We start from the raw sequence: 19,539 nt of genomic DNA, 5'->3' as shown, positions 1-19,539 counted from the left end.
ACTCGCAGGCGGTCAGGAGGTTCACGTCATGATTCCCATCCTTCTCGTACTGCTTCTGGCAGTCGTTCTCTTCGGCCTCGGTTTCGCCGTGAAGGTTCTCTGGTGGATCGCCTTGGCGGTTCTTGTCGTATGGCTGCTGGGCTTCCTCGTCCGGGGCGCGGCGGGCGGCGGCAGGGCTCGCTGGTACCGGTGGTGACACCGGCCGATCGGGAGGCTTCAAGATGTCGACCCCGGCAGGAAAACGATGAAACTCCGCCGACCCGAGGTGTCCGTCTACACGGTGCCGACCGACGCCCCCGAAGCCGACGGCACGCTGGCCTGGGCCTCCACGACCATGGTGATCGCCGAGGCCTCGGCCGGGGACGTGACCGGCACGGGCTGGACGTACGGTCCGGCGGCGGTCGGGCTGATGCTCGGCGAGCACCTCGCTCCCCTGGTCGAGGGGCACGACCCGCTCGACATACCGGCCCTGCACGACGCGATGTGCCGATCGGTCCGGAACGCCGGCCGGCCCGGGGTGACCGCGTGCGCCATCTCGGCCCTCGACATCGCCCTGTGGGACCTCAAGGCGCGCCTGCTGGGCCTCCCTCTGGTCAGCCTCCTCGGCGCGGCCCGCACACACGTCCCGGTGTACGGCAGCGGCGGGTTCACGACGTATGACGACCGGCGTCTCGCCGAGCAGCTCGGGGACTGGGTGCACGCGCAGCACATCCCGCGCGTCAAGATCAGGATCGGTGAGGACTGGGGCCGCGCGCCCCGGTGGGACCTCGCCCGTGTCCGTACGGCCCGCCGGGCCGTCGGCCCCGAGGCCGACCTGTACGTCGACGCCGGCGGCGCCTACACCCGCAAGCAGGCGCTGCGTGTCGGAGACGGGCTCGCCGAGTACGGCGTGACCTGGTTCGAGGAGCCCGTGTCCGCGGACGACCTGACCGGTCTGCGGCTGCTGCGCGACACCCTGCCGTGCGAGGTGACGGCCGGTGAGTACGGCTACGACCTGCCCTACTTCGCCCGGCTGATCGCGGCGAACGCGGTGGACTGCCTCCAGGTCGACGCGACCCGCTGCGGCGGCATCACCGAGTTCCTCCGGGCCGCCGCGCTCGCCCAGGCCCACGGACTGGAGGTCTCCGCGCACCGTGCCCCGCACGTCCATGCCGCGGCGGCCGCCTCGATCCCCAACTTCCGCCACCTTGAGTGGTTCCACGACCATGTGCGGATCGAGTCGATGTTCTTCGACGGCGCGCTCGACCCCACCGGCGGGACGGTCCGGCCGGAGCAGGGCCACGGGCTCGGTCTGACCCTGCGCAGGGACACGGCGGAGAAGTACCGGGTCGCCTAGGAAGGGAGCGACGACTCCGCAACCACGACTCCGCAACTACGAGTCCGCGACGAGAATTTCGCGACGACGACTCCGCAAGGAGACGAGAGGAGATGAATCGGATGCTGTTCCTCGGACTGCTCCTCATCGTGGGAGCCGGCGCCTTCACGGCACTGGCGATCAGCGACAACTTGTCCGGCGGTCCGGACCACACGGTGTCGGTGCTCGGTCACGACATCGCCAGCCTCGGCCCGCTCGCCCTCTTCTGCTCGGGCCTGGCCCTGGCCCTGATCTTCTGCCTGGGCATGGCCATGACCTTCGGCGGCGCGGCACACCACCGGCGCGGCACGGGTACGCACCGCAGGCACGGCAGGACCACGGCCGGCCCCTCGATCGGTGGTACGCGGGCCTGACGCCGGCGTGACGCGTCCGCTTCAGGGGTACCCGTGCGTCCGAATCCGAAGTGGTCCGAATCCGAAGAGGAAGGAGCCGTCATGCCTGCCGGATCGAGCGCCAGGCGTGAGCGCCAGTACGAGCACATCAAGAAGAGCGCCGAACAGCGCGGCGAGTCCACGAAGCGCGCCAAGGAGATCGCGGCGCGCACCGTGAACAAGGAACGGGCCAGGTCGGGCGAGTCCGAGAGGGCGAGCAGGACGTCCACCCGCGATCCGAAGTCGGCGTACGAGCGGGGCGGGCAGCGCTCACACAGCGGAGCGGCGGGCCCGACCAAGGACCAGCTGTACGAGGAGGCCAGGAAGCGCGACGTGCACGGACGCTCCTCGATGACCAAGCAGGAGCTGAAGAACGCCCTCGGCCGCTGAGCCCGGGCCGACAGTCTCGCCCGGAACCGCCTCTGCCTGCAGTTGTTCCCGCGTCGGAGTCGCCGTCAACGGCTGTGCGCGGATGCCTCGTTCGAGGTGGTGACCGCACCTGGATCGGTGGAACGTCGCGTCGGGGCGGCCCGGAAACCCTGCTCACCGACGTGGCGCTCACCCGCCTCAACGCGCGGTCGCCGATGCCCGACACCGGGAGCCTGGCCGGCGACCTGCGCACTTACGCGGCCAACGTGGCCCGCGAGATCACCGGACCCGACGGTCTGGCGTTGGTGCGCCTGGCCGTCGCCCTGTCGAGCAACGGTCGACAGGGCCTACAGGCGCGTGACGACCTCCTCGCCGAACGCACCCGGCAACTGCAGTCCATGCTCGATCGCGCCCGCGAACGCGGCGAGCACGCACCCGACGCGTTCGGCCCCCGGGATCACCCCTCGGACGCGGCGGCAGGGCTCCGCATCAGCTGTCCGCCGGCTGGGCCGGTCAGTTCTCCTCGCGCAGGCCCCAGGGGGAGCCGTACTCGGTGAGCAGGTCCAGGAACGGGCGTGGGGGCAGGGCTTCCGGGCCGAGGACGCCCTTGCCGGACCAGGCACCGGTGGCCAGCAGCTCCAGGGCGACGACCGGGTTGACCGCCGTCTGCCAGACGACGGCCTGGGAGCCGTACTCGCGCATCGACCACTCGTTGTCGACCACGTGGTACAGGTACACCTCACGCGGCGCCCCGCCCCTGGTGCCCTTCACCCAGGTGCCGGCGCAGGTCTTGCCCGTCATACGGTCGCCCAGGCCGGCCGGGTCGGGCAGGCAGGCGGCGGCGACGTCCCGCGGGGACACCCGCACCGGTCCGTCGTCCCCGCGCACGGTCACCTTGGCCGTGGCGTCCAGGCTCAGCTCGTGCAGGGTCTTCAGCTTGGCGATGAAGTCGGCGCCGAGCCCGTACTTGAAGGTGACCCGGCGCGCGTCCACCCATCGCGGGATCAGCAGCACCTCTTCGTGCTCGACGTTGACGCACTCGACGGGACCGATGCCCGCGGGGAAGTCGAAGACCTCGGGCTCGCTGAACGGGACGGTGGTGAACCAGCCGCGGTCCTTCTCGTAGACCACCGGCGGGTTCAGGCACTCCTCGATGGTCGTCCAGATGCTGAAGGACGGTGCGAAGTCGTAGCCCTCGACGGTCAGGTTCGCTCCGTCCCGGACGCCGATCTCCTCGACGTCGTCGAAGAGTTCGTCGGCCGCGTAGCGGGCGAAGACGTCCGACAGACCGGGCTCGACGCCCATGCCCACCAGCGCCAGCCGTCCCGCCTCCGCCCAGCGCGCGGCCAGCGCGAACTGCTCGTCGCCGAGCTTCACGCCGCACTCCTCGTACGGGCGCGAGCCGTGCGGCGCGGACAGAGACATCGCCATGTCCAGGTAGTGCGCACCGGCCTCCAGGGCGGCTCGGAAGAGCGGCATCACGAACCTGGGGTCGGTGGCGTTGAGCAGGACGTCGCAGCGCTCCTCGATGAGCAGCCGGCGCACCGCGTCCTGGTCCGAGGCGTCCAGCCGCCGCGCGGCGAACCGCGCGCCCCGCTCCCCCAGCGCCGCGACGGCGGCCTCGGCACGGGAGAGGTCGTAGTCGGCGACGACCATGCGGGTGAGGAAGTCACGACGGGCCGCGATCCGGGTGACGGCCGTTCCGACTCCACCCGCGCCCACGAGGAGTACGCGCATGACACACACCTTTCTTCCGGAGGGGACCGATGGAACGGGACGGAGGAAGATAAGGTCAACCCTGTTGGCATAAGGATGGATGGCGGAGGCGGGCGGCGTGGCGAAACAAGTGGTGCCGGAGGCGGCGCGGCGGCGACGACGGCCCACGCGCACGGGCACGGTGCTGTCCGAGGAGATCATCGTCGACACCGCCCTGCGCGTGCTGCGCGAGCACGGCAGCACTGGGCTGACGGCCCGGCGTCTGGGCGCGGCGCTGGGCGCCGATCCCAGCACCCTGTACCGCTACTTCGCCGGGATGGACGAGCTGACCCGGGCCATCGGGGACGAGCTGATGGGGCGGGCCCTCGACAGCTGGACGGCGACCGGTGACTGGCGCGCCGATCTGCGCGCTCTCGGCCGGTCGATCTACGGCGCCTACCTCGCCCACCCGCAGGCCGCCCTGCTCACCGCCAGCCGCGTCACCGGACGGCCCCGCGAGATCGCGGTGGACGAGGCCATCCTCGGCATCCTGCGCGGTGCCGGGCTGCCCGACCCGGTGGCGGTGCGCGTGTATCACGCGTTCATCGACCAGAGCCTCGCCTTCGCCGCGCTCGACGCCGGTTCCCTCGCCCTGGCGGACGAGACGCGCGCCCGGGACGAGGAGATGTGGCACACCGCCTATGCGCGGCTGCCCGCCGACTCGCATCCCCACATCGCCGCCACGGCCGGACTGCTCGCCCGGCGCATGCCGCACAGCGCCTATCCGGCCGCGCTGGAGATGCTGCTGGAACACACCGCCGCACAGGTGCCCTCGTCCGGGGCGTGACGACCGCGTCAGTCCTGCCGGGTCTGCGGGTCCCGCGAGGCCTGCGGTTCGACGGTGACGACGATCTTGCCGACCTGGCCGTTGGCCGCCATGTAGCGGTGCGCCTCGGCGATGTCCTCCAGGGCGAAGGTGCGGTCGACGACCGGCGCGAAGGCCCCCGACGCGAGGCCGGCGTTGACGAACGCCACGGCGCGGCGCAGCCGTTCGGGGTCCGACGTGATCTCGAAGAGGGTGTAGGTGCTGCTGTTCAGCGCCGGGTAGGAACCCGCGTTGGGCAGCGGGGTGGGGCGCGGGTCGAGGGCGCCGTAGACCACCAGGAAGCCACCGGGTGCGATGCCCCGGGCGAGGGTCTCGACTCCGGGACCGGCTACCGGATCGAAGGCCAGGCGGACGCCTTCGCCGCCGGTGATCTCCTTGATCCGGGCGGGCAGGTCCTCCTCGCCGGTGACGATGACGTGGGCCGCGCCGGCGTCCAGGAGGCGCTGCTTCTTGCTCGCGCCGCGCGTCGTGGCGATCGGGATCGCACCGATGTGGCGGGCGATCTGGATGGCGGCCAGCCCCACGCTGCTGGAGGCCGCGGTGATCAGCACATGGTCGCCGGGCCGGACACGGCCGCTCTCGGCGAGGGGGCCGTAGGCGGTGACGTAGGCCATCCACACCGCCGCCGCCCGGACCGGGTCGACGTTCGCGGGGCGCGGCACGACCGCCGAGGCCGGGAGGAGGACATGGTCGCCGTAGGTGCCGTACTCGGTCTGGTGGAACGACGGCACCACCGCCACCGGGTCGCCCTCGGCGAGGCCGGTCACGCCCTCGCCGACGGCCTCGACCACACCCGCGGCCTCGTAACCGAGCGTGGACGGGAAGGCCGGCTGGTAGAAGTAGGCGCCCTCGCGGTACATGATCTCGGCCCGGTTCAGGCCGATCGCTTCGACGCGGAGCCGCACCTCTCCGACTCCCGGAGCACCCACCTCCACCTCGCGCAGAGTGAGAACCTCGGGGCCGCCGATCCGGTCGAACTGTACGTGACGTGCCATGACACATCCGTCCTGGGAGCAGGGATGGGGGAACGCACCGCAGCGGCGGTGCCGACATCCACCCTGCACCAAGGTTCGATGGTCGTCAAATTTTGAGTACCATCGAAATAAGCGTCTCGCCCCCGCCCGTCCGCCTCAGGCCGGCTCCGCCGCGCCCTCCGCCGCTGCGGCCGCCAGCACGGCGGTGAGCAGACCGGGAAAGCGCTGCTCCATCTCGTCCGCGCGGAGCGCGTTCAGCTTCGCCGTTCCCACGTAGTACTGCCGGATCACGCCTGCCTCGCGCAGCACGTTGAAGTGGTGGGTCAGCGTCGACACCGACACCGGCGCCTCGAACGTGCCGCAGCTCATGTCCTCGTCCGCCGCGGCCAGCTGGGTCACCACGAGCCGCCGCACAGGATCCACCAGCGCCTCCAGCACCTGCTGAAGGGAGACCTCCGACAGTTCGGGGTGCTCCACTGTCCGGGCGGTGCGAGGGCGGGCCACGGTGACTCCTCGGGGCGGCTTCGGTACGGTCAGGCCATGGTACGACCGCCATCGAAGGGAGCCGGAGGAGCGCCCCTCGGGCATCGGCTCACCCTCCGGGCCGGACAGCGGGAACGAGGGGAAAATACACACATGAAGGGCAACAGAGCGCCGACGCTCTCCCGCAAGGTCTACGAAGCCGAACTGCTGCGCCTCCAGACCGAGTTGGTCAAGCTCCAGGAGTGGGTGCGAGCCGAGGGCGCGCGGCTGGTGGTCGTGTTCGAGGGGCGGGACGCGGCCGGCAAGGGCGGCGCCATCCGGCGGGTCACCGAGTACCTCAACCCTCGCGGGGCCCGGATCGCCGCGTTGCCCAGGCCGACGGAGCGCGAGCGCACCCAGTGGTACTTCCAGCGGTACGTCGAGCATCTGCCGGCCGCCGGAGAGATCGTGCTCTTCGACCGGTCCTGGTACAACCGGGCCGGGGTCGAGCACGTCATGGGGTTCTGCACCCCGGAGGAACACGAACGGTTCCTGCGCCAGTGCCCGACCTTCGAGCGGATGCTGGTCGAGGACGGGATCCTGCTGCGCAAGTACTGGTTCTCGGTGAGCGACACGGCCCAGCAGGAGCGGTTCCGGCGCCGGCTGGAGGATCCGCTGCGGCGCTGGAAGCTGTCACCGATGGATCTGGAGTCGATCACCCACTGGGAGGCGTTCTCCCGGGCGAAGGACGAGATGATGGTGCACACCGACATCACCGAAGCGCCCTGGTACATCGTCGAGAGCGACGACAAGCGGCGCGCCCGGCTGAACATGATGGCCCACCTGCTGGCGTCCGTCCCGTACCACGAGGTCCCGCCGCCGGTGCTGAACCTGCCGAAGCGGCCCCCGTCCACCGGCTACGAACGCCCCCCGCGCGATCTGCGGACCTACGTCCCCGACCATGCGGCCCAGTTGCAGGGCGGCGCGGCCGGGGGCGGCGGTCGCAGACGGTGAACGGGACCCTGCGGCCGGGTCGGACGGGCTCAGCGGACGGTCACGTCGAAGACCGGCGAGGCCGTGGTGCCGTTGACGATGCGCAGGTCGTTCTTGCCCTTCAGGCCGAGCTTGACGCCGAGCGAGTAGGAGCCGTTGCGCAGGACCGGCGCAGAGGCGGGCAGGCTGACCCACTTGCCGTGCTGCTTCTGCTGCAGGGTCACCTTTCCGCCCGCCTTGATGCCGGTGGTCTTGCCCGTGACCCGGAACAGCTGCCAGGCGCGGACCGAGGACACCGACGGCTTGGCGGTGATGCTCGCCTTGGCGGGCTGCGCCTTCTGCGCGGAGGCGACGGCCGAGGCGGTGTGCGTGGCGGGGGTGGCCGCCATCGCGGTGCCGGCGAGAGCGAGGGAGGCCGCGCCGAGGGTACCGACGACGGCTATGCGCAGGGAGCGACGCTTCGAGACCATCACTGATATGTCCTTTTCCGTGGATAGAAGAGTTTTTCGCGCCAAAGGCCGGTTACATGGCGATTGGCGCGGTCATTAGAAGTGACGACACGGGGAAGGCGGGCGTTCACTGACGCTATGTCCCTGTCTTGTAACAGGGCTGAGGGAGGGCACGGTTGCGGCGGGGTGGGGCAGCAGAGCAACAAGAACTTGCCGCCTTGCGCAATAATTGAAGTCAACGGAGGTCCGTACCGGCATCGGGGGAAGGCAGGGCGTTCATGCCACGCGGGGACATGCGACGAGTACGCGACGCGAATCTGCGGCTGGGCGCTGCTGTGGCCGAGGTCGAGGGGCTCTATTCGGCGCTCCTGCGTGCCGGGACCTCGGAGCGGCGCCGGGGCTTACAGGCGGACCTCGCACGCGCCGCCGGCCGGCTCGCCGCACTGGCGGCCACCCCGCCGGAGCGCCCGTCCCTGCCCGTCGCCCGGCGTCGGTCCCGGTGGGGGCGCAGGCGGGCCATGGCCGAGCGCGGCGCCGCGTGGATCGCGGCGCGCTTCGGCCAGACCCGGCGCTGAGTCCGAGCGCCGCAGCCCGGTGTCCACGGCGTCCGTCAGGGGGATTCTCCGCACGGCGCCGCCCTGTCATGCTGGGCTCCCGCGGTGCACCGAGAGGACTCCATGCCAACAGGCCCTGGCGCCACGGCCGTTCCGGACGAACGGCACTGGTACGCCGCCAACGAACTCCTGGCGTTCCTGCTCGAACTCGCCGCGCTCGCCTGCCTGAGCTGGTGGGGGTTCACCGTCGGCGACGACGCGCTCCTTCATGTCCTGCTCGGCCTGGGCACACCTGTGGCGGCGGTGGCGCTGTGGGCGCTGTTCGCCGCACCGAGGGCCCGGCTGCGGCCGGGGCTCCCTCTCGTGCTCGCGGTGAAGGCTCTCGTGCTGGGCGGCGGAGCGGCGGCCCTGTACGGCGTCGGGCATCCCGTCGGCGCCGTCGCCATGGCCGTGGTCGTGACCGCGAACACGGCCGTCGCCGAGCTCTTCCGCCGCCGGCCGACCTTCCCGCAGACCGGAACCTGAAGGCGCCGGCGCGGCTCTCGCTCATGCGCGCGTGGGAGCAACTGCCTGAGTGCCACGCCTCATTGGCCGAAGGCCGTGATGCCGCCGGCCGGCGGCATCACGCCCACAGCGCGTCCGCGAACGACACCCCGACGAACACCGCCCCGAGGCCGGCCACCACACTGGCGACGACGTTGGCGACGGCGTGGAACCGGGCCCCGCTCTCCGCCAGCCGCAGCGTCTCGTACGAGAAGGTCGAGTACGTCGTCAGCGCCCCGCACAGCCCGGTGCCGACCAGCAACTGGACGTGGGGCGAGGCGGCACCGGCCGCCGCCGCGCCGGAGAGCAGGCCCAGGATCAGACAGCCGATCACGTTCACGGTGAACGTCCCCCACGGGAACACGGTGTCGTGCCGCTTCTGCACCGCGCGGTCCGTCAGATACCGCAAGGGCGCCCCGACCACCGCCCCGGCCACCACCAACAGCCAGTTCACGCCTTCTCCTCCCGGCCGGCCCTCGTCACCACGCGGCGCGTCGCCGTCGCCGCGAGCCACACCGCCGCCAGCGCCGCGCACAGCGTCACGGCCAGATACGCCAGCGCCGTGCGGGGATGCCCGCCGTCGACCAGCTTCCGGATGTCCACCGCATAGGTCGAGAACGTCGTGAAACCGCCCAGGACACCGGTCCCGAAGAACGGCCGCACCAGTCGGTGCACCTCCCACACCTCGGTGATCAGCACCATGAACACGCCGATGACCGCACAGCCGACCGTGTTGACCCACAGGGTCGTCCACGGGAAGACACCCGCCGCCGGCCACAGCAGCCCCGCACCGTAGCGCGCCGAGGCACCGATCGCCCCGCCGAATGCCACCACCGCCACCACCGGCGCCTGCCCCCGCCAGTCCGGCTCGCGCGGCCGGGCGGGCGCACGCAGATCGACGCCGGGGTCCGTGGACTCGTCCACCTGGGGGTTCGGGGCTGTCATGAACGTACGTCTCCTACTCGCCGGGACCCGCACACATCGCACGCACGCGGGCACACTCCACCGCAAGTAGGGACTGTTGGCGGCACCGATGCCGCGGTTCGGGTACGGCGAGCCCCACCGCCGCGCCATGACCGGAGGTCACAGCCGCGGATCACAATAGCGTGCCCCCCGACGGGGCCCGGCACCGGCCCCGCCTCCGGTGTACGTCCGCCCGCCGCCGCAGGCGTCAGCGCCCGGACGGTTTCAGGGAGATGCCTTGGCCGTACGGTTCGTCGCGCCGGGCGGAGGGAGGGTGTCCGCGGGCGGCCTGCGGACCGCCGAGGCCGGTGGCCGTTCCCGCAGGGCGCCGTACGCGACGAAGTACGCGGGGAGCCGGCGGACCCAGCGCGATCCGGCGAGCACATGCGCCACGGCCTTGGCCCGGTCCGCGCTGCCGAGCGGGGGCCGGCCCTGGAGGACGGGGGCGACGAAGCGGGCGTGCGCGGTCCGCTGGAGGGCCTGTGTGACGACCGTGGTGGGCCGGCGGCGGCGCTGCACGCGGCGTACGTCGGGCAGGCCCACGGTCCCTCGGCGCAGCGGCTCGGTGAGATACCGGGCCGCGGCCACCGCGTCCTGCACGGCGAGGTTGATCCCGATGCCGAAGACCGGGGACATCGCGTGCGCGGCGTCGCCGATGCACAGCAGCCCGGGGCGGTGCCAGCGGCGCAGCCGGTCCATGCGTACGTCGAGCAGTTTGACCTCGTCCCACGAGCGCAGGGCGTGCACCCGGTCGGCCATCCAGGGGGCGGCGGCCGCGAACTGGGCCCGGAAGCGGTCGAGTCCGGCGGCCCGGCGCTGTGCGTCCGTGCCCTTGGGGATGAGTCCGGCGCACTGCCAGTAGTCGCCGCGGTCGATCAACGCGGCCAGGAAGCGGTCACCGGCGGCGCCGACGAGTCCCTGCGGGTCGCCTTCGCGGCGCGGCAGCCGGAACCACCACGCGTCCATCGGGCAGGTGAACTCGCGCAGTCCCAGCTCCGGCCGGATGCGGGCCAGAGAGCCGCGGCCGTCGCAGGCGACGGTGAGGTGGGCGCGCAGTTCGCCGGTGCGGCCGTCGGCGGTGCGGTAGCGCACGCCCCGCACGCGGCCGGACTCGACCAGGAAGGAGGTCACCTCCGTGTTCATCCGCAGGTGGAAGGACGGCTCGCGGCCGGCCTCGTCCGCGAGCAGGTCCAGCAGGTCCCACTGCGGCACCATCGCGACGTAGTTGTACGGGCCGGGCAGTACGGAGAGGTCGCCGACCGTGACGTTCGCGCGGCCGGGGCCGACCGGCAGCTGGACGGTGCGCACCCGGCGCTGCGGCAGCCGGGCGAAGCGCTCGGCCAGGCCGAGGTCGTCCAGCAGCGCCAGGGTGGAGGGGTGGACGGTGTCGCCGCGGAAGTCGCGCAGGAAGTCGCCGTGCTTCTCCAGCACCGTCACGTCGACGCCGGAGCGGGCCAGCAGCAGGGCGAGCACCATGCCCGCGGGGCCGCCGCCCACGACGCAGCACGTGGTCTGTTCCATGGCAGTCCTGCCCTTCGGGAGACCAGTGATTCAGCAGCAGATCGGGCAGCGCTGATTCAGCAGCATTAATTCATCGGACGATGAATATTCTACTCCTTCAGGCGGCCGCCCGCCTACCGTGTTCTTCGTCGTCGTGGTGGATCGGCGTCGTCGAACCGGTCAGCGGGGCACCCGTCCCGCCCCGCCGGACGGCGACGATCTCCGCCGCGATCGACAGCGCGGTCTCCTCGGGCGTCCGGGCGCCCAGGTCGAGGCCGATCGGCGAGCGCAGCCGGGCCAGTTCCGCCGCGCTCACGCCCTCCGCGCGCAGCCGCCGGTCGCGGTCCTCGTGGGTACGGCGTGAGCCCAGCGCGCCGATGAACGCCGCCGGCATCCGCAGGGCGGCCGTCAGCAGGGGCACGTCGAACTTGGCGTCGTGGGTGAGCACGCACAGCACCGTGCGGGCGTCGGTGCCGGTGCGCCGCAGATACCGGTGGGGCCAGTCCACGACGACCTCGTCGGCCTCCGGGAAGCGGGCCCGGGTGGCGAAGACCGGGCGGGCGTCGCAGACGGTCACGTGGTACCCGAGGAACTTTCCGGCCCTCGCCAGCGCCGCCGCGAAGTCGATCGCACCGAACACGATCATGCGCGGGGGCGGCACGTTCGACTCGACCAGCAGCGTGAGACCGCCGGGGCAGTGGGACCCTTCCGCGGACAGTTCCACCGTGCCGGTGCGGCCCGCCTCCAGCAGGGCCCGGGCCTCGGCCGCCGCCACCCGGTCCAGGTCCGGGTGACCGCCGAGGCCGCCCTCACCGGTGCCGTCGGGCCGGACCAGCAGGGCGCGTCCGCGCAGTCCGTCCGGGCCGCGGGCGACCCGGACGAGGGCCACGGGTTCGCGGCGGACGGCGGCCGACAGGGCCGCGGCCGGCAGCGTCCCGGCCCGGCCGGTCACCGGGGTGACCAGCACCTCGATCGTCCCGCCGCAGGTCAGCCCCACGGCGAAGGCGTCCTCGTCGCTGTAGCCGAACCGTTCGAGCACGCTCTCGCCGGTCCGCAGCGCCTCGCGGCACAGGTCGTACACCGCGCCCTCCACGCAGCCGCCGGAGACCGAGCCGATGACGGTGCCCGCGCTGTCGACGGCGAGGGCGGCGCCGGGGCCGCGCGGCGCGCTGCCGCCGACCGCGACCACGGTCGCGACGGCGAACTCCCTCCCCTCCTCGGCCCATTGGTGCAGTTCCCCGGCCAGGTCAAGCATCCGGCGCCTCCGCGGCGGCGGCGAGGATCCGGTCCGGGCGGATGGGCAGGCTGCGGTGGCGTACGCCGGTCGCGTGCCAGACCGCGTTGGCGACGGCGGCCGCGGCGCCGACGATGCCGATCTCACCGATGCCCTTGATGCCGACCGGGTCGTCGGGATCGGTGTCCTCGATCCAGTCGGCCTCGATGCGGGGCACGTCGGCGTGGGTCGCGACGTGGTAACCCGCGAGGTCGGCGCCGACGTGCCCGCCCGAGACGCGGTCGCGGACGGCCTCTTCGTGCAGGGCCATGGAGATGCCCCAGATCATGCCGCCCCGCAACTGGTTGCGTGCGGTGAGCGGGTTGATGATCCGGCCCGCCGCGAAGATGCCGAGCATGCGCCGCACCCGCACCTCGCCGGTGCCGGCGTCCACGGCGACCTCCGCGAACTGCGCGCCGTAGGAGTGCCGTTCGGCGGCGGCGAGGGCGCCGACGGCCGCGGTGGTGTCCGACCGTACGGTGATCCCCTCGGGCGGGATGCCGGTGCCGAGGGCCAGCCGCTCGCGCAGTTCCCCGGCCGCCACCCGGATCGCCCAGGACCAGGAGCGGGTGCCCATGGAGCCGCCGGCGATCATCGCCGGGCCGAAGTCGCTGTCGCCGATGCGCACGTGGACGCGCTCGGGAGACGTCCGCAGCGCGTCGGCGGCGACCAGGGTGAGTGCGGTACGGGCCCCGGTGCCGATGTCGGCCGCCGAGATCCGGACGGTGAAGGTGCCGTCCGGGTGCGCCGTCGCGCTCGCGGTGGACGGCATCGCGCCCGCCGGGAAGGAGGCGGCCGCCATACCCGTGCCGAGCAGCAGGCGGCCCTCCCGGCGCAGCCCGGGGCGCGGGTCCCGCTCGGCCCAGCCGAACCTGCGGGCGCCTTCCCGGAGGCAGACGGCCAGATTGCGGCCGGCGAACGGCAGGCCGGACACCGGCCCCCTGTCGGGTTCGTTGCGCAGGCGCAGTTCGACCGGGTCGATCCCGCACTTCTCGGCGAGTTCGTCGAGGGCGGCCTCCAGCGCGAACGAGCCCGGCGCCTCGCCCGGGGCACGCATGAACGTCGGGGACGGCACGTCGAGCCGTACGACGCGGTTGGCGGTGTGGTGGGCGTCGGCGTCGTACATCACCCGGGCCACCCCGGCGCTCGGTTCCACGAACTCGTACCCGGTGGCGGTCTGGCTGAGGGAGCGGTGCGCCAGGGCACGCAGACGTCCGTCGGCGTCGGCGCCGAGCCGGACGTGCTGCACGGTGGGGCTGCGGTAGCCGGCCAGCGAGAACATCTGACGTCGGGTCAGGACGACGCGCACCGGGCGCTGGAGGACGGTAGCGGCCATCACGGCGGCCACCTGGTGGGCGCGCACGCCCTTGCTGCCGAAGCCGCCGCCGACGTGCTCGGAGCGTACGCGCACCGCGGCCGGGTCGAGCGAGAAGAGGTTCGCCAGCTCGCCGACGACCCAGGTGGCGCCCTGGTTGGAGTCGGTCACCTCCAGCCGGGCACCGTCCCAGCGGGCGGTCGCGGCATGGGGTTCCATCGGGTGGTGATGCTCTTCGGGAGTGGTGTACTCGGCGTCCACGACGACGAGGGCCGCGGCCAGTTCGGCGTCGAGGTCGCCCTTCTCCGTCACCGCCGGCATGTGGCCTTCCACCGGGTGGGCGTCGGGGTGCCCGGCGCTGAACGCGACGTCGTGCGGCTCCTGTTCGTAGTGCACCACGAGCGCCTCGGCGGCCTCTCTGGCCTGCTCCGACGTCTCGGCCACGACCAGCGCCACCGGCCAGCCCAGATGGGGCACCCGGTCGTGCTGGAAGACGGCACAGGTCGGGTCCGGCCGCATGCCCATCAGGCCGGTGTAGTCGGTGGTGAGGCGCGGGGCGTTGCGGTGCTCCAGGACGGCGAGGACACCGGGCATGGCGAGGACGGACTCGGTGTCGAGGTCACGGATGCGGCCGCGGGCGACCGTGGACAGCACCAGCCAGCCGTACGCGAGGTCCGCGAAGGGCACCTCCCCGGCGTAGCGGGCGGCTCCGGTGACCTTGTCCCGGCCCTCGACCCGGGTGTGCGCGGTGCCGACGGCGGGTGTGTGCAGGGTGGTCGCGGTGGTGAGGGTGGTCATCGGGCGGCCTCCTCGGCGAGTTCGGACAGGACGGCCACCACGAGGTTGCGGATCAGCTCCACCTTGTAGCTGTTGTGCGGCAGCGGCCGGGCCGCCGCCAGCTCGGCGTCCGCCGCGGCGGCGTAGGTCCCGGGGTCGGCCGGCGCGCCGATGAGGATCCGCTCGGCCGCGCGGGCCCGCCACGGCCGGGAGGCGACGGCGCCGAAGGCCAGGCGGGCGTCCCGTACGACGCCGTCGCGGACGTCGAGCGCGGCGGCGAGCGAGCCGATGGCGAAGGCGTACGAGGCACGCTCGCGCACCTTGCGGTAGCGGGAGCGGGCGGCGACCGGGGCGGGCGGGAGCGTGACGTGGGTGATCAGCGCGCCCGGCGGCAGGGCCGTCTCACGGTGCGGGGTGTCGCCGACGGGCAGGTAGAAGTCGGCGAGCGGCAACTCCCCCGGCCCGTCCGCCGTGTGGAGGTGGACGACGGCGTCGAAGGCGGCGAGGGCCACGGCCATGTCCGAGGGGTGCACGGCTACGCAGTGACCGGAGGCGGCGAGGATCGCGTGGTTGTGGTGTTCGCCCTCGACCGCGGGGCAACCGCTGCCGGGCACCCGCTTGTTGCAGGGTTTGGTGACGTCGGTGAAGTATCCGCAGCGGGTGCGCTGGAGCAGGTTCCCGCCGACCGTGGCCATGTTGCGCAGCTGCCCGGACGCGCCCGCCAGCACCGCCTGCGCGAGGGCCGGGTAGCGGCGCCGGATCTCGGGATGGGCGGCGAGGTCGCCGTTGGTGACCGTGGCACCGATGCGCAGTCCGCCGTCGGGCGTCGACTCGATCTCGTCGAGCGGGAGTTCACGGATGTCGACGAGCCGGGCGGGGCGCTCGACCCCGGACTTCATCAGGTCGACGAGGTTGGTGCCGCCGCCGAGGAAGCGGGTGTCCGGATCGGCGCCGAGCAGCGCGACGGCGCCGGCGACGTCGGACGCCCGCTGGTAGTCGAACTCCCTCATGCCGCCGCCCCCTTGCCCGCCGGGACGTCCTCGTCACGGCGCTCGTCCACCCGGACCTGGGCCGCGCGGGCCACCGCCTCGACGATCGACACGTACGCGCCGCAGCGGCACAGGTTGCCGCTCATCCGCTCCCGGATCTCCTCGGCGCTCAGGGACGGCGGCCCCGCCTCGGGCCGTACGTCGGCGGTGGCGGCGCTCGGCCAGCCCGCCGCGTGTTCCTCGATCACCCCGATCGCCGAGCAGATCTGGCCCGGGGTGCAGTAGCCGCACTGGAATCCGTCCAGGTCGAGGAAGGCCTGCTGCACGGGGTGCAGGCGGTCGCCGTCGGCCACGCCCTCGATGGTGGTGATCTCGCGGTTCTCGGCCGCCACGGCCAGTTGCAGACAGGCGACCGCCCGGCGCCCGTCCAGCAGGACGGTACAGGCCCCGCACTGCCCCTGGTCGCAGCCCTTCTTGGTGCCGGTGAGGTCGAGGCGCTCGCGGAGTGCGTCGAGCAGGGTGGTGCGGTGGTCGACGGGCAGTGTGTGTTTCTCGCCGTTGATCCTCAGGGTGATGACACTGGACGTCGATGAGGTCATGAGCTGCTTCTTTCGCATGGACAGTGCGTACGAAGGGTCCGGCAGCCGGGATACGTGCGGCGCGGGGAGCGCGCCGTGCGGGCCTGTGCCGCGGGGCGAAACGAAGGTGCAGAGTGCTGGGGCCGGACAGGGGCAGCCGTCGACTGCCGCTGGGGCGCGTCCGCCGCTATGGTGGACACAACCGGACAACTGTCCGTTACCTGAGAACGTACCGGACAGTTGTCCGCTTAGCAAGGGTGGGTTCGCGCCACGAACCCATGAGGAGGACGAGTGCCGCAGCAGCAGGGCTCACCCCGGCGCTCGGACGCGCAGCGCAACCGCGAGCGCATACTCGAAGTCGCACTCGTCGAACTGTCGCGGTGCGCGGACGCACCGCTGAGCGTGATCGCCAAGAAGGCCGGCGTCGGGCAGGGCACGTTCTACCGCAACTTCCCCAACCGCGAGTCGCTCGTGCTGGAGATCTACCGCCACGAGATGCAGCAGGTCGCCGACAGCGCGATCCAGCTGCTGGAGACCCGGCCGCCCGACGAGGCCCTGCGCGCGTGGATGGACCGGCTCGCCGAGTTCGCCATGACCAAGGCCGGGCTGGCCGACGCGATCCGCCAGGCGACCAGCACCCCGGGAGGACCGGTGAAGCCGCCGCCCACCCCGGTGGCGAGGGCGGCGGGCCTCCTGCTCCGCGCCGGGCAGGACGCCGGCACCGTCCGCCCCGGCATCACCGCGGACGACTTCCTCCTCGCCATCGCGGGCCTGTGGCAACTCGACCCGCACGACGACTGGGCGCCCCGGGCTGCCCGCCTCCTCGACCTGGTCATGGCGGGCCTGCGCACGCGGCCCGTCGGCGCCTGAGCAGCGCCCGACAGCCGCGCTCTGGCCGGAAGTCATCAGCCGTGCCGCCGTCGGGCCTAGAGTCGGACGGTGTCCGGGTGATCTCGTCGGAAGGGCCTGACTACAGTGGCGGACAAGCAAGTTGTCATCGTGACCGGCGGGGGCTCGGGCATCGGGGAGGCCACGGCCCGGCTGCTGTGCGAGAGCGGGCACCAGGTGGTCGTCTCGGGCCGCCGCGCCGAGCCCCTGCACCGCCTGGCGCGGGAGACCGGCGCGCTGGCGTACCCGTCCGACATCGGGGCGCCCGACACGGCCGACGGTCTCGTCCGGGCGGCCCTGGAGGCACATGGACGGCTCGACGGGGTGGTCCTGAACGCGGGGATCGGGCGCGGCGGAGCCGTGGGCGACCTGGACCTCGGCGACTGGGACGAGGTGATGCGCACCAACGTCACCGGGCCCATGCTCCTGCTGCGCGCCGCGATTCCGCACCTGCTGGAGTCCAAGGGGGCGGTGGTCGCCGTCGCTTCGGTGTCCGCCCTGCGCAACGGCACCCGCAACGCCGCCTACGCCACGTCCAAGGCGGCCCTGCTCCAGCTGTGCCGCTCCGTGGCCGTGGACTACGGGCGTGCGGGGGTGCGCGCCAACATCGTGTGCCCCAGCTGGGTCCGTACCGAGATGGCCGACCGCCGCATGGCCCGGTTCGCGCAGGAGGCGGGCCTGGGGGACGCGGGAGCGGAGGCCGCCTACACGGAGGCGACCCGGCTGATGCCGCTCGGGCGACCGGGTGAGCCGCGGGAAGTCGCGGAGGCGATCGACTGGCTGCTGTCCCCGGCGGCGTCGTACGTCAACGGCTCGGTGCTCACGGTGGACGGCGGCACGACGGCCCTGGATCCGGGCACGCTGGCATTCGACTTCCACATCGCGCCACGGGGCGACGACACCCTCTAGGGGAAGGACACCGCCTAGCCGCCCACCAGCGCGCCGACCAGGCGCGTCATGGCCGGACGGGGGTCGGGCGCGCCCGGCCGGCTGGTCATCAGCAGGTGGTGGGCGGCGCCGACGAGGGCGAGGGCGGCCGAGTCGGGGTCGACGGTCCGTGCCACGCGGCCGAGCCGCCGTTCGGCCTCCAGATAGCCGGTGACCGCCTTCTGGATCGCGTCGAAGCCGGGCGCCCCGCCCTCCAGCGCCTCACGGATGCGCAGCGCTGCCCCGGACCGGGTCATGGCGAGGCCGGAGATCGCCGGGCCTCCGGAGTCGAACAGGGCGAGGGCGACGGCTTCGAGGTTTTGGGCCACGGCGCCCTGCCCCACCCGGTCCGACAGCGACCGCGCCTTGGCGGCCGTACGGGCGAAGCGGTCGACGCACAGCTCGGCGACGAACTCGTCCATGCCCGCGAAATGCGTGTGCAGCAGCCCCTTGGCACAGCCGGCCTCGGTGGTGACGGCCCGGCTGGTGAGGGCCCCGGGGCCGTCCCTCTCCACGACGCGCTCGGCGGCGGCGAACAACTGCTCGCGCACGTCCGGCGTCGCCACTCCCCGCGGTGCCATGGGCCTCTCTTCCGTCCGGAATCCGCCGCTCACGCGACACGCAACCGCCTTGATGGTAACGGACATTGCGGGTTTGGGCGTATGCCCATACTGTTTGGGCGTACGCCCATTCTCCGCCGTCCACCGTAGGAGGGACCCGTGTCCGACATCGTCAACACGGAGCAGGCACAGGCATGGAACGGCCCGGAAGGCACCCACTGGGCCCGCAACCAGGACCGTTGGAACGCCGTGAACGGCGGCTTCGACGACCCCCTCCTCGACGCCGCGGCCCCCACCGCGTCCCACCGCGTCCTGGACATCGGCTGCGGCGCCGGGCGGACCACACGCCTCGCCGCGCTCAGGGCACCGCAGGGGCATGCGACGGGCGTCGACCTGTCCGGCCCCATGCTGGCCGAGGCGCGGGCCCGCGCTGAGCGGGAGGGCGTCGCCAACGTCTCCTTCGTCCAGGGCGACGCGCAGGTCCAGGCCTTCGAGGCGGGCTCTTTCGACGTGGCGATCAGCCGCTACGGGGTGATGTTCTTCGCCGACCCGGTGGCCGCGTTCACCAACATCGCCCGGGCCCTGGCCCCCGGTGGCAGGCTGGCGTTCGTCTGCCCGGCCGACGCCGCACGCAACGACTGGGTGGTGGCCGTGGCCGCGCTCCGGGGCATCCTGCCGGTCGGTGACTTCGGCCGGCCGGGGCTGCCCGGCATGTTCTCCCTGGCCGACCCCGACCACATCCGCGCCGTGCTCACCGCCGCCGGGTTCACCGCCGTCACCGTCAACCAGGCCCAGGCGTACGGCGACTGGGGACAAGGAGCCGAGGACGCGGCGGACTTCCTCCTCGGCACCGGCCCCGGCCGTCACCTGACGTCCCAGGCCGACACGCCGACCCGGGCCCGCGCCCGCGACACGCTCGTCGCCCAGCTGCGCACCCACGAGGCCGCCGACGGCACGGTCCGCCTGCGCAGCACCGCCTGGCTCGTCACGGCGGACCGCTGACCAGCACCGTCGGCCGATGACTTCGGGCCGGCGCGCAGGCGTGCGGGGCGCGCAGGTACGGCGCCGTGTTCTGCCGTGGGCCGAGACGCTCGCCTC

The 19,539-nt window shown here is 72.8% G+C and carries 23 protein-coding genes and 1 pseudogene; 12 read left to right on the top strand and 12 right to left on the bottom strand.

Translation table 11 applies throughout. The annotated features are described in order from the left end of the window. Window positions 1–28 precede the first annotated feature (28 nt). From ACFC8N_RS13620 to ACFC8N_RS13600, 5 genes and pseudogenes are all read left to right on the top strand, one after another. A complete protein-coding gene (locus ACFC8N_RS13620; RefSeq protein ID WP_356031865.1) occupies window positions 29–196 on the top strand; it encodes a hydrophobic protein in 168 nt (55 codons plus the stop codon). A 48-nt stretch (window positions 197–244) separates the two neighbouring features. After that, a complete protein-coding gene (locus ACFC8N_RS13615) occupies window positions 245–1,336 on the top strand; it encodes an enolase C-terminal domain-like protein (RefSeq protein ID WP_356031863.1) in 1,092 nt (363 codons plus the stop codon). 92 nt (window positions 1,337–1,428) lie between these two features. Then, window positions 1,429–1,728, top strand: coding sequence for a hypothetical protein (locus tag ACFC8N_RS13610; RefSeq protein WP_356031860.1), 300 nt, complete (start codon window positions 1,429–1,431; stop codon window positions 1,726–1,728). 81 nt (window positions 1,729–1,809) lie between these two features. After that, window positions 1,810–2,136, top strand: coding sequence for a plasmid stabilization protein (locus ACFC8N_RS13605; protein WP_356031858.1), 327 nt, complete (start codon window positions 1,810–1,812; stop codon window positions 2,134–2,136). 128 nt (window positions 2,137–2,264) lie between these two features. Then, window positions 2,265–2,576, top strand: a pseudogene (locus tag ACFC8N_RS13600) (TetR-like C-terminal domain-containing protein); the annotation flags it as partial. Between the two features lie 52 nt (window positions 2,577–2,628). On the opposite strand, the gene ACFC8N_RS13595 reads toward ACFC8N_RS13600, so the two are convergent. After that, entirely contained in the window at window positions 2,629–3,852 is a 1,224-nt protein-coding gene (locus tag ACFC8N_RS13595) for a saccharopine dehydrogenase family protein (protein ID WP_376288197.1), read from the bottom strand. A gap of 97 nt (window positions 3,853–3,949) precedes the next feature. On the opposite strand from ACFC8N_RS13595, the gene ACFC8N_RS13590 reads away from it, so the two are divergent. Next, window positions 3,950–4,657 (top strand): TetR/AcrR family transcriptional regulator, encoded by a 708-nt coding sequence (locus ACFC8N_RS13590; protein WP_356031852.1) that lies wholly within the window; start codon window positions 3,950–3,952, stop codon window positions 4,655–4,657. Between the two features lie 8 nt (window positions 4,658–4,665). Here ACFC8N_RS13590 and ACFC8N_RS13585 read toward each other — a convergent pair whose 3' ends face one another. After that, window positions 4,666–5,691 carry a zinc-dependent alcohol dehydrogenase family protein gene (locus ACFC8N_RS13585; protein WP_376288196.1) on the bottom strand — a complete coding sequence of 342 codons (1,026 nt, stop codon included), beginning with the start codon at window positions 5,689–5,691 and terminating at the stop codon, window positions 4,666–4,668. Between the two features lie 135 nt (window positions 5,692–5,826). Then, window positions 5,827–6,174 (bottom strand): ArsR/SmtB family transcription factor, encoded by a 348-nt coding sequence (locus ACFC8N_RS13580; RefSeq protein ID WP_376288195.1) that lies wholly within the window; start codon window positions 6,172–6,174, stop codon window positions 5,827–5,829. A 132-nt stretch (window positions 6,175–6,306) separates the two neighbouring features. Between ACFC8N_RS13580 and ppk2 the strand changes: the two genes are divergently transcribed. Then, complete coding sequence (gene ppk2, locus ACFC8N_RS13575; RefSeq protein ID WP_356031844.1) at window positions 6,307–7,146, top strand: polyphosphate kinase 2; 840 nt, start codon at window positions 6,307–6,309, stop codon at window positions 7,144–7,146. 29 nt (window positions 7,147–7,175) lie between these two features. Here the strand turns inward: ppk2 and ACFC8N_RS13570 are convergent, their stop codons facing one another. Beyond that, the gene (locus ACFC8N_RS13570; protein WP_356031841.1) at window positions 7,176–7,595 is read right to left on the bottom strand and encodes a hypothetical protein; all 420 of its coding nucleotides are present in this window, start codon (window positions 7,593–7,595) and stop codon (window positions 7,176–7,178) included. A 272-nt stretch (window positions 7,596–7,867) separates the two neighbouring features. Between ACFC8N_RS13570 and ACFC8N_RS13565 the strand changes: the two genes are divergently transcribed. Both ACFC8N_RS13565 and ACFC8N_RS13560 read left to right on the top strand, forming a co-directional pair. Further along, window positions 7,868–8,149 (top strand): hypothetical protein, encoded by a 282-nt coding sequence (locus tag ACFC8N_RS13565; RefSeq protein ID WP_356031839.1) that lies wholly within the window; start codon window positions 7,868–7,870, stop codon window positions 8,147–8,149. Between the two features lie 102 nt (window positions 8,150–8,251). Beyond that, on the top strand, window positions 8,252–8,653 hold the full coding sequence (locus ACFC8N_RS13560) for a YrdB family protein (RefSeq protein WP_356031836.1): 402 nt from the start codon (window positions 8,252–8,254) through the stop codon (window positions 8,651–8,653). A gap of 97 nt (window positions 8,654–8,750) precedes the next feature. Here the strand turns inward: ACFC8N_RS13560 and crcB (ACFC8N_RS13555) are convergent, their stop codons facing one another. The 7 genes from crcB (ACFC8N_RS13555) to ACFC8N_RS13525 all read right to left on the bottom strand — a co-directional run bounded on the left by crcB (ACFC8N_RS13555) (window position 8,751) and on the right by ACFC8N_RS13525 (window position 16,087). Continuing rightward, window positions 8,751–9,125: a fluoride efflux transporter CrcB gene (gene crcB, locus ACFC8N_RS13555; RefSeq protein ID WP_376288194.1), complete on the bottom strand. Its 375-nt coding sequence runs from the start codon at window positions 9,123–9,125 to the stop codon at window positions 8,751–8,753. Continuing rightward, window positions 9,122–9,616 carry a fluoride efflux transporter CrcB gene (crcB, locus tag ACFC8N_RS13550; protein ID WP_376288193.1) on the bottom strand — a complete coding sequence of 165 codons (495 nt, stop codon included), beginning with the start codon at window positions 9,614–9,616 and terminating at the stop codon, window positions 9,122–9,124. The genes crcB (ACFC8N_RS13555) and crcB (ACFC8N_RS13550) overlap by 4 nt, the downstream gene beginning before the upstream one ends. 243 nt (window positions 9,617–9,859) lie before the next feature. Then, window positions 9,860–11,155, bottom strand: coding sequence for an FAD-dependent oxidoreductase (locus tag ACFC8N_RS13545; RefSeq protein WP_376288192.1), 1,296 nt, complete (start codon window positions 11,153–11,155; stop codon window positions 9,860–9,862). A gap of 97 nt (window positions 11,156–11,252) precedes the next feature. Next, window positions 11,253–12,389 (bottom strand): XdhC family protein, encoded by a 1,137-nt coding sequence (locus tag ACFC8N_RS13540; RefSeq protein ID WP_376288191.1) that lies wholly within the window; start codon window positions 12,387–12,389, stop codon window positions 11,253–11,255. Beyond that, a complete protein-coding gene (locus tag ACFC8N_RS13535) occupies window positions 12,382–14,520 on the bottom strand; it encodes a xanthine dehydrogenase family protein molybdopterin-binding subunit (RefSeq protein WP_376288190.1) in 2,139 nt (712 codons plus the stop codon). Before ACFC8N_RS13535 ends, ACFC8N_RS13540 begins: the two co-directional genes overlap by 8 nt. Next, complete coding sequence (locus ACFC8N_RS13530) at window positions 14,517–15,509, bottom strand: FAD binding domain-containing protein (protein WP_376288189.1); 993 nt, start codon at window positions 15,507–15,509, stop codon at window positions 14,517–14,519. Before ACFC8N_RS13530 ends, ACFC8N_RS13535 begins: the two co-directional genes overlap by 4 nt. Then, on the bottom strand, window positions 15,506–16,087 hold the full coding sequence (locus ACFC8N_RS13525; RefSeq protein ID WP_362820043.1) for a 2Fe-2S iron-sulfur cluster-binding protein: 582 nt from the start codon (window positions 16,085–16,087) through the stop codon (window positions 15,506–15,508). The genes ACFC8N_RS13530 and ACFC8N_RS13525 overlap by 4 nt, the downstream gene beginning before the upstream one ends. 270 nt (window positions 16,088–16,357) lie before the next feature. Here ACFC8N_RS13525 and ACFC8N_RS13520 point away from each other — a divergent pair, with 270 nt between their 5' ends. Beyond that, complete coding sequence (locus ACFC8N_RS13520) at window positions 16,358–16,936, top strand: TetR/AcrR family transcriptional regulator (RefSeq protein WP_362820044.1); 579 nt, start codon at window positions 16,358–16,360, stop codon at window positions 16,934–16,936. A gap of 105 nt (window positions 16,937–17,041) precedes the next feature. Next, on the top strand, window positions 17,042–17,863 hold the full coding sequence (locus ACFC8N_RS13515) for an SDR family oxidoreductase (RefSeq protein WP_362820046.1): 822 nt from the start codon (window positions 17,042–17,044) through the stop codon (window positions 17,861–17,863). 14 nt (window positions 17,864–17,877) lie between these two features. On the opposite strand, the gene ACFC8N_RS13510 is transcribed toward ACFC8N_RS13515, so the two are convergent. Further along, window positions 17,878–18,462: a TetR/AcrR family transcriptional regulator gene (locus tag ACFC8N_RS13510; protein ID WP_356031810.1), complete on the bottom strand. Its 585-nt coding sequence runs from the start codon at window positions 18,460–18,462 to the stop codon at window positions 17,878–17,880. Window positions 18,463–18,600: 138 nt separating this feature from the next. On the opposite strand from ACFC8N_RS13510, the gene ACFC8N_RS13505 reads away from it, so the two are divergent. Continuing rightward, window positions 18,601–19,443, top strand: coding sequence for a class I SAM-dependent methyltransferase (locus ACFC8N_RS13505; protein ID WP_376288188.1), 843 nt, complete (start codon window positions 18,601–18,603; stop codon window positions 19,441–19,443). The last annotated feature ends 96 nt before the right edge of the window (window positions 19,444–19,539 follow it).

The organism is Streptomyces sp. NPDC055966 (assembly GCF_042269865.1).
Lineage (GTDB): Bacteria > Actinomycetota > Actinomycetes > Streptomycetales > Streptomycetaceae > Streptomyces.
Note: the sequence above shows the minus strand (reverse complement) of the source record. Positions and strands in the feature narration are given on the sequence as shown.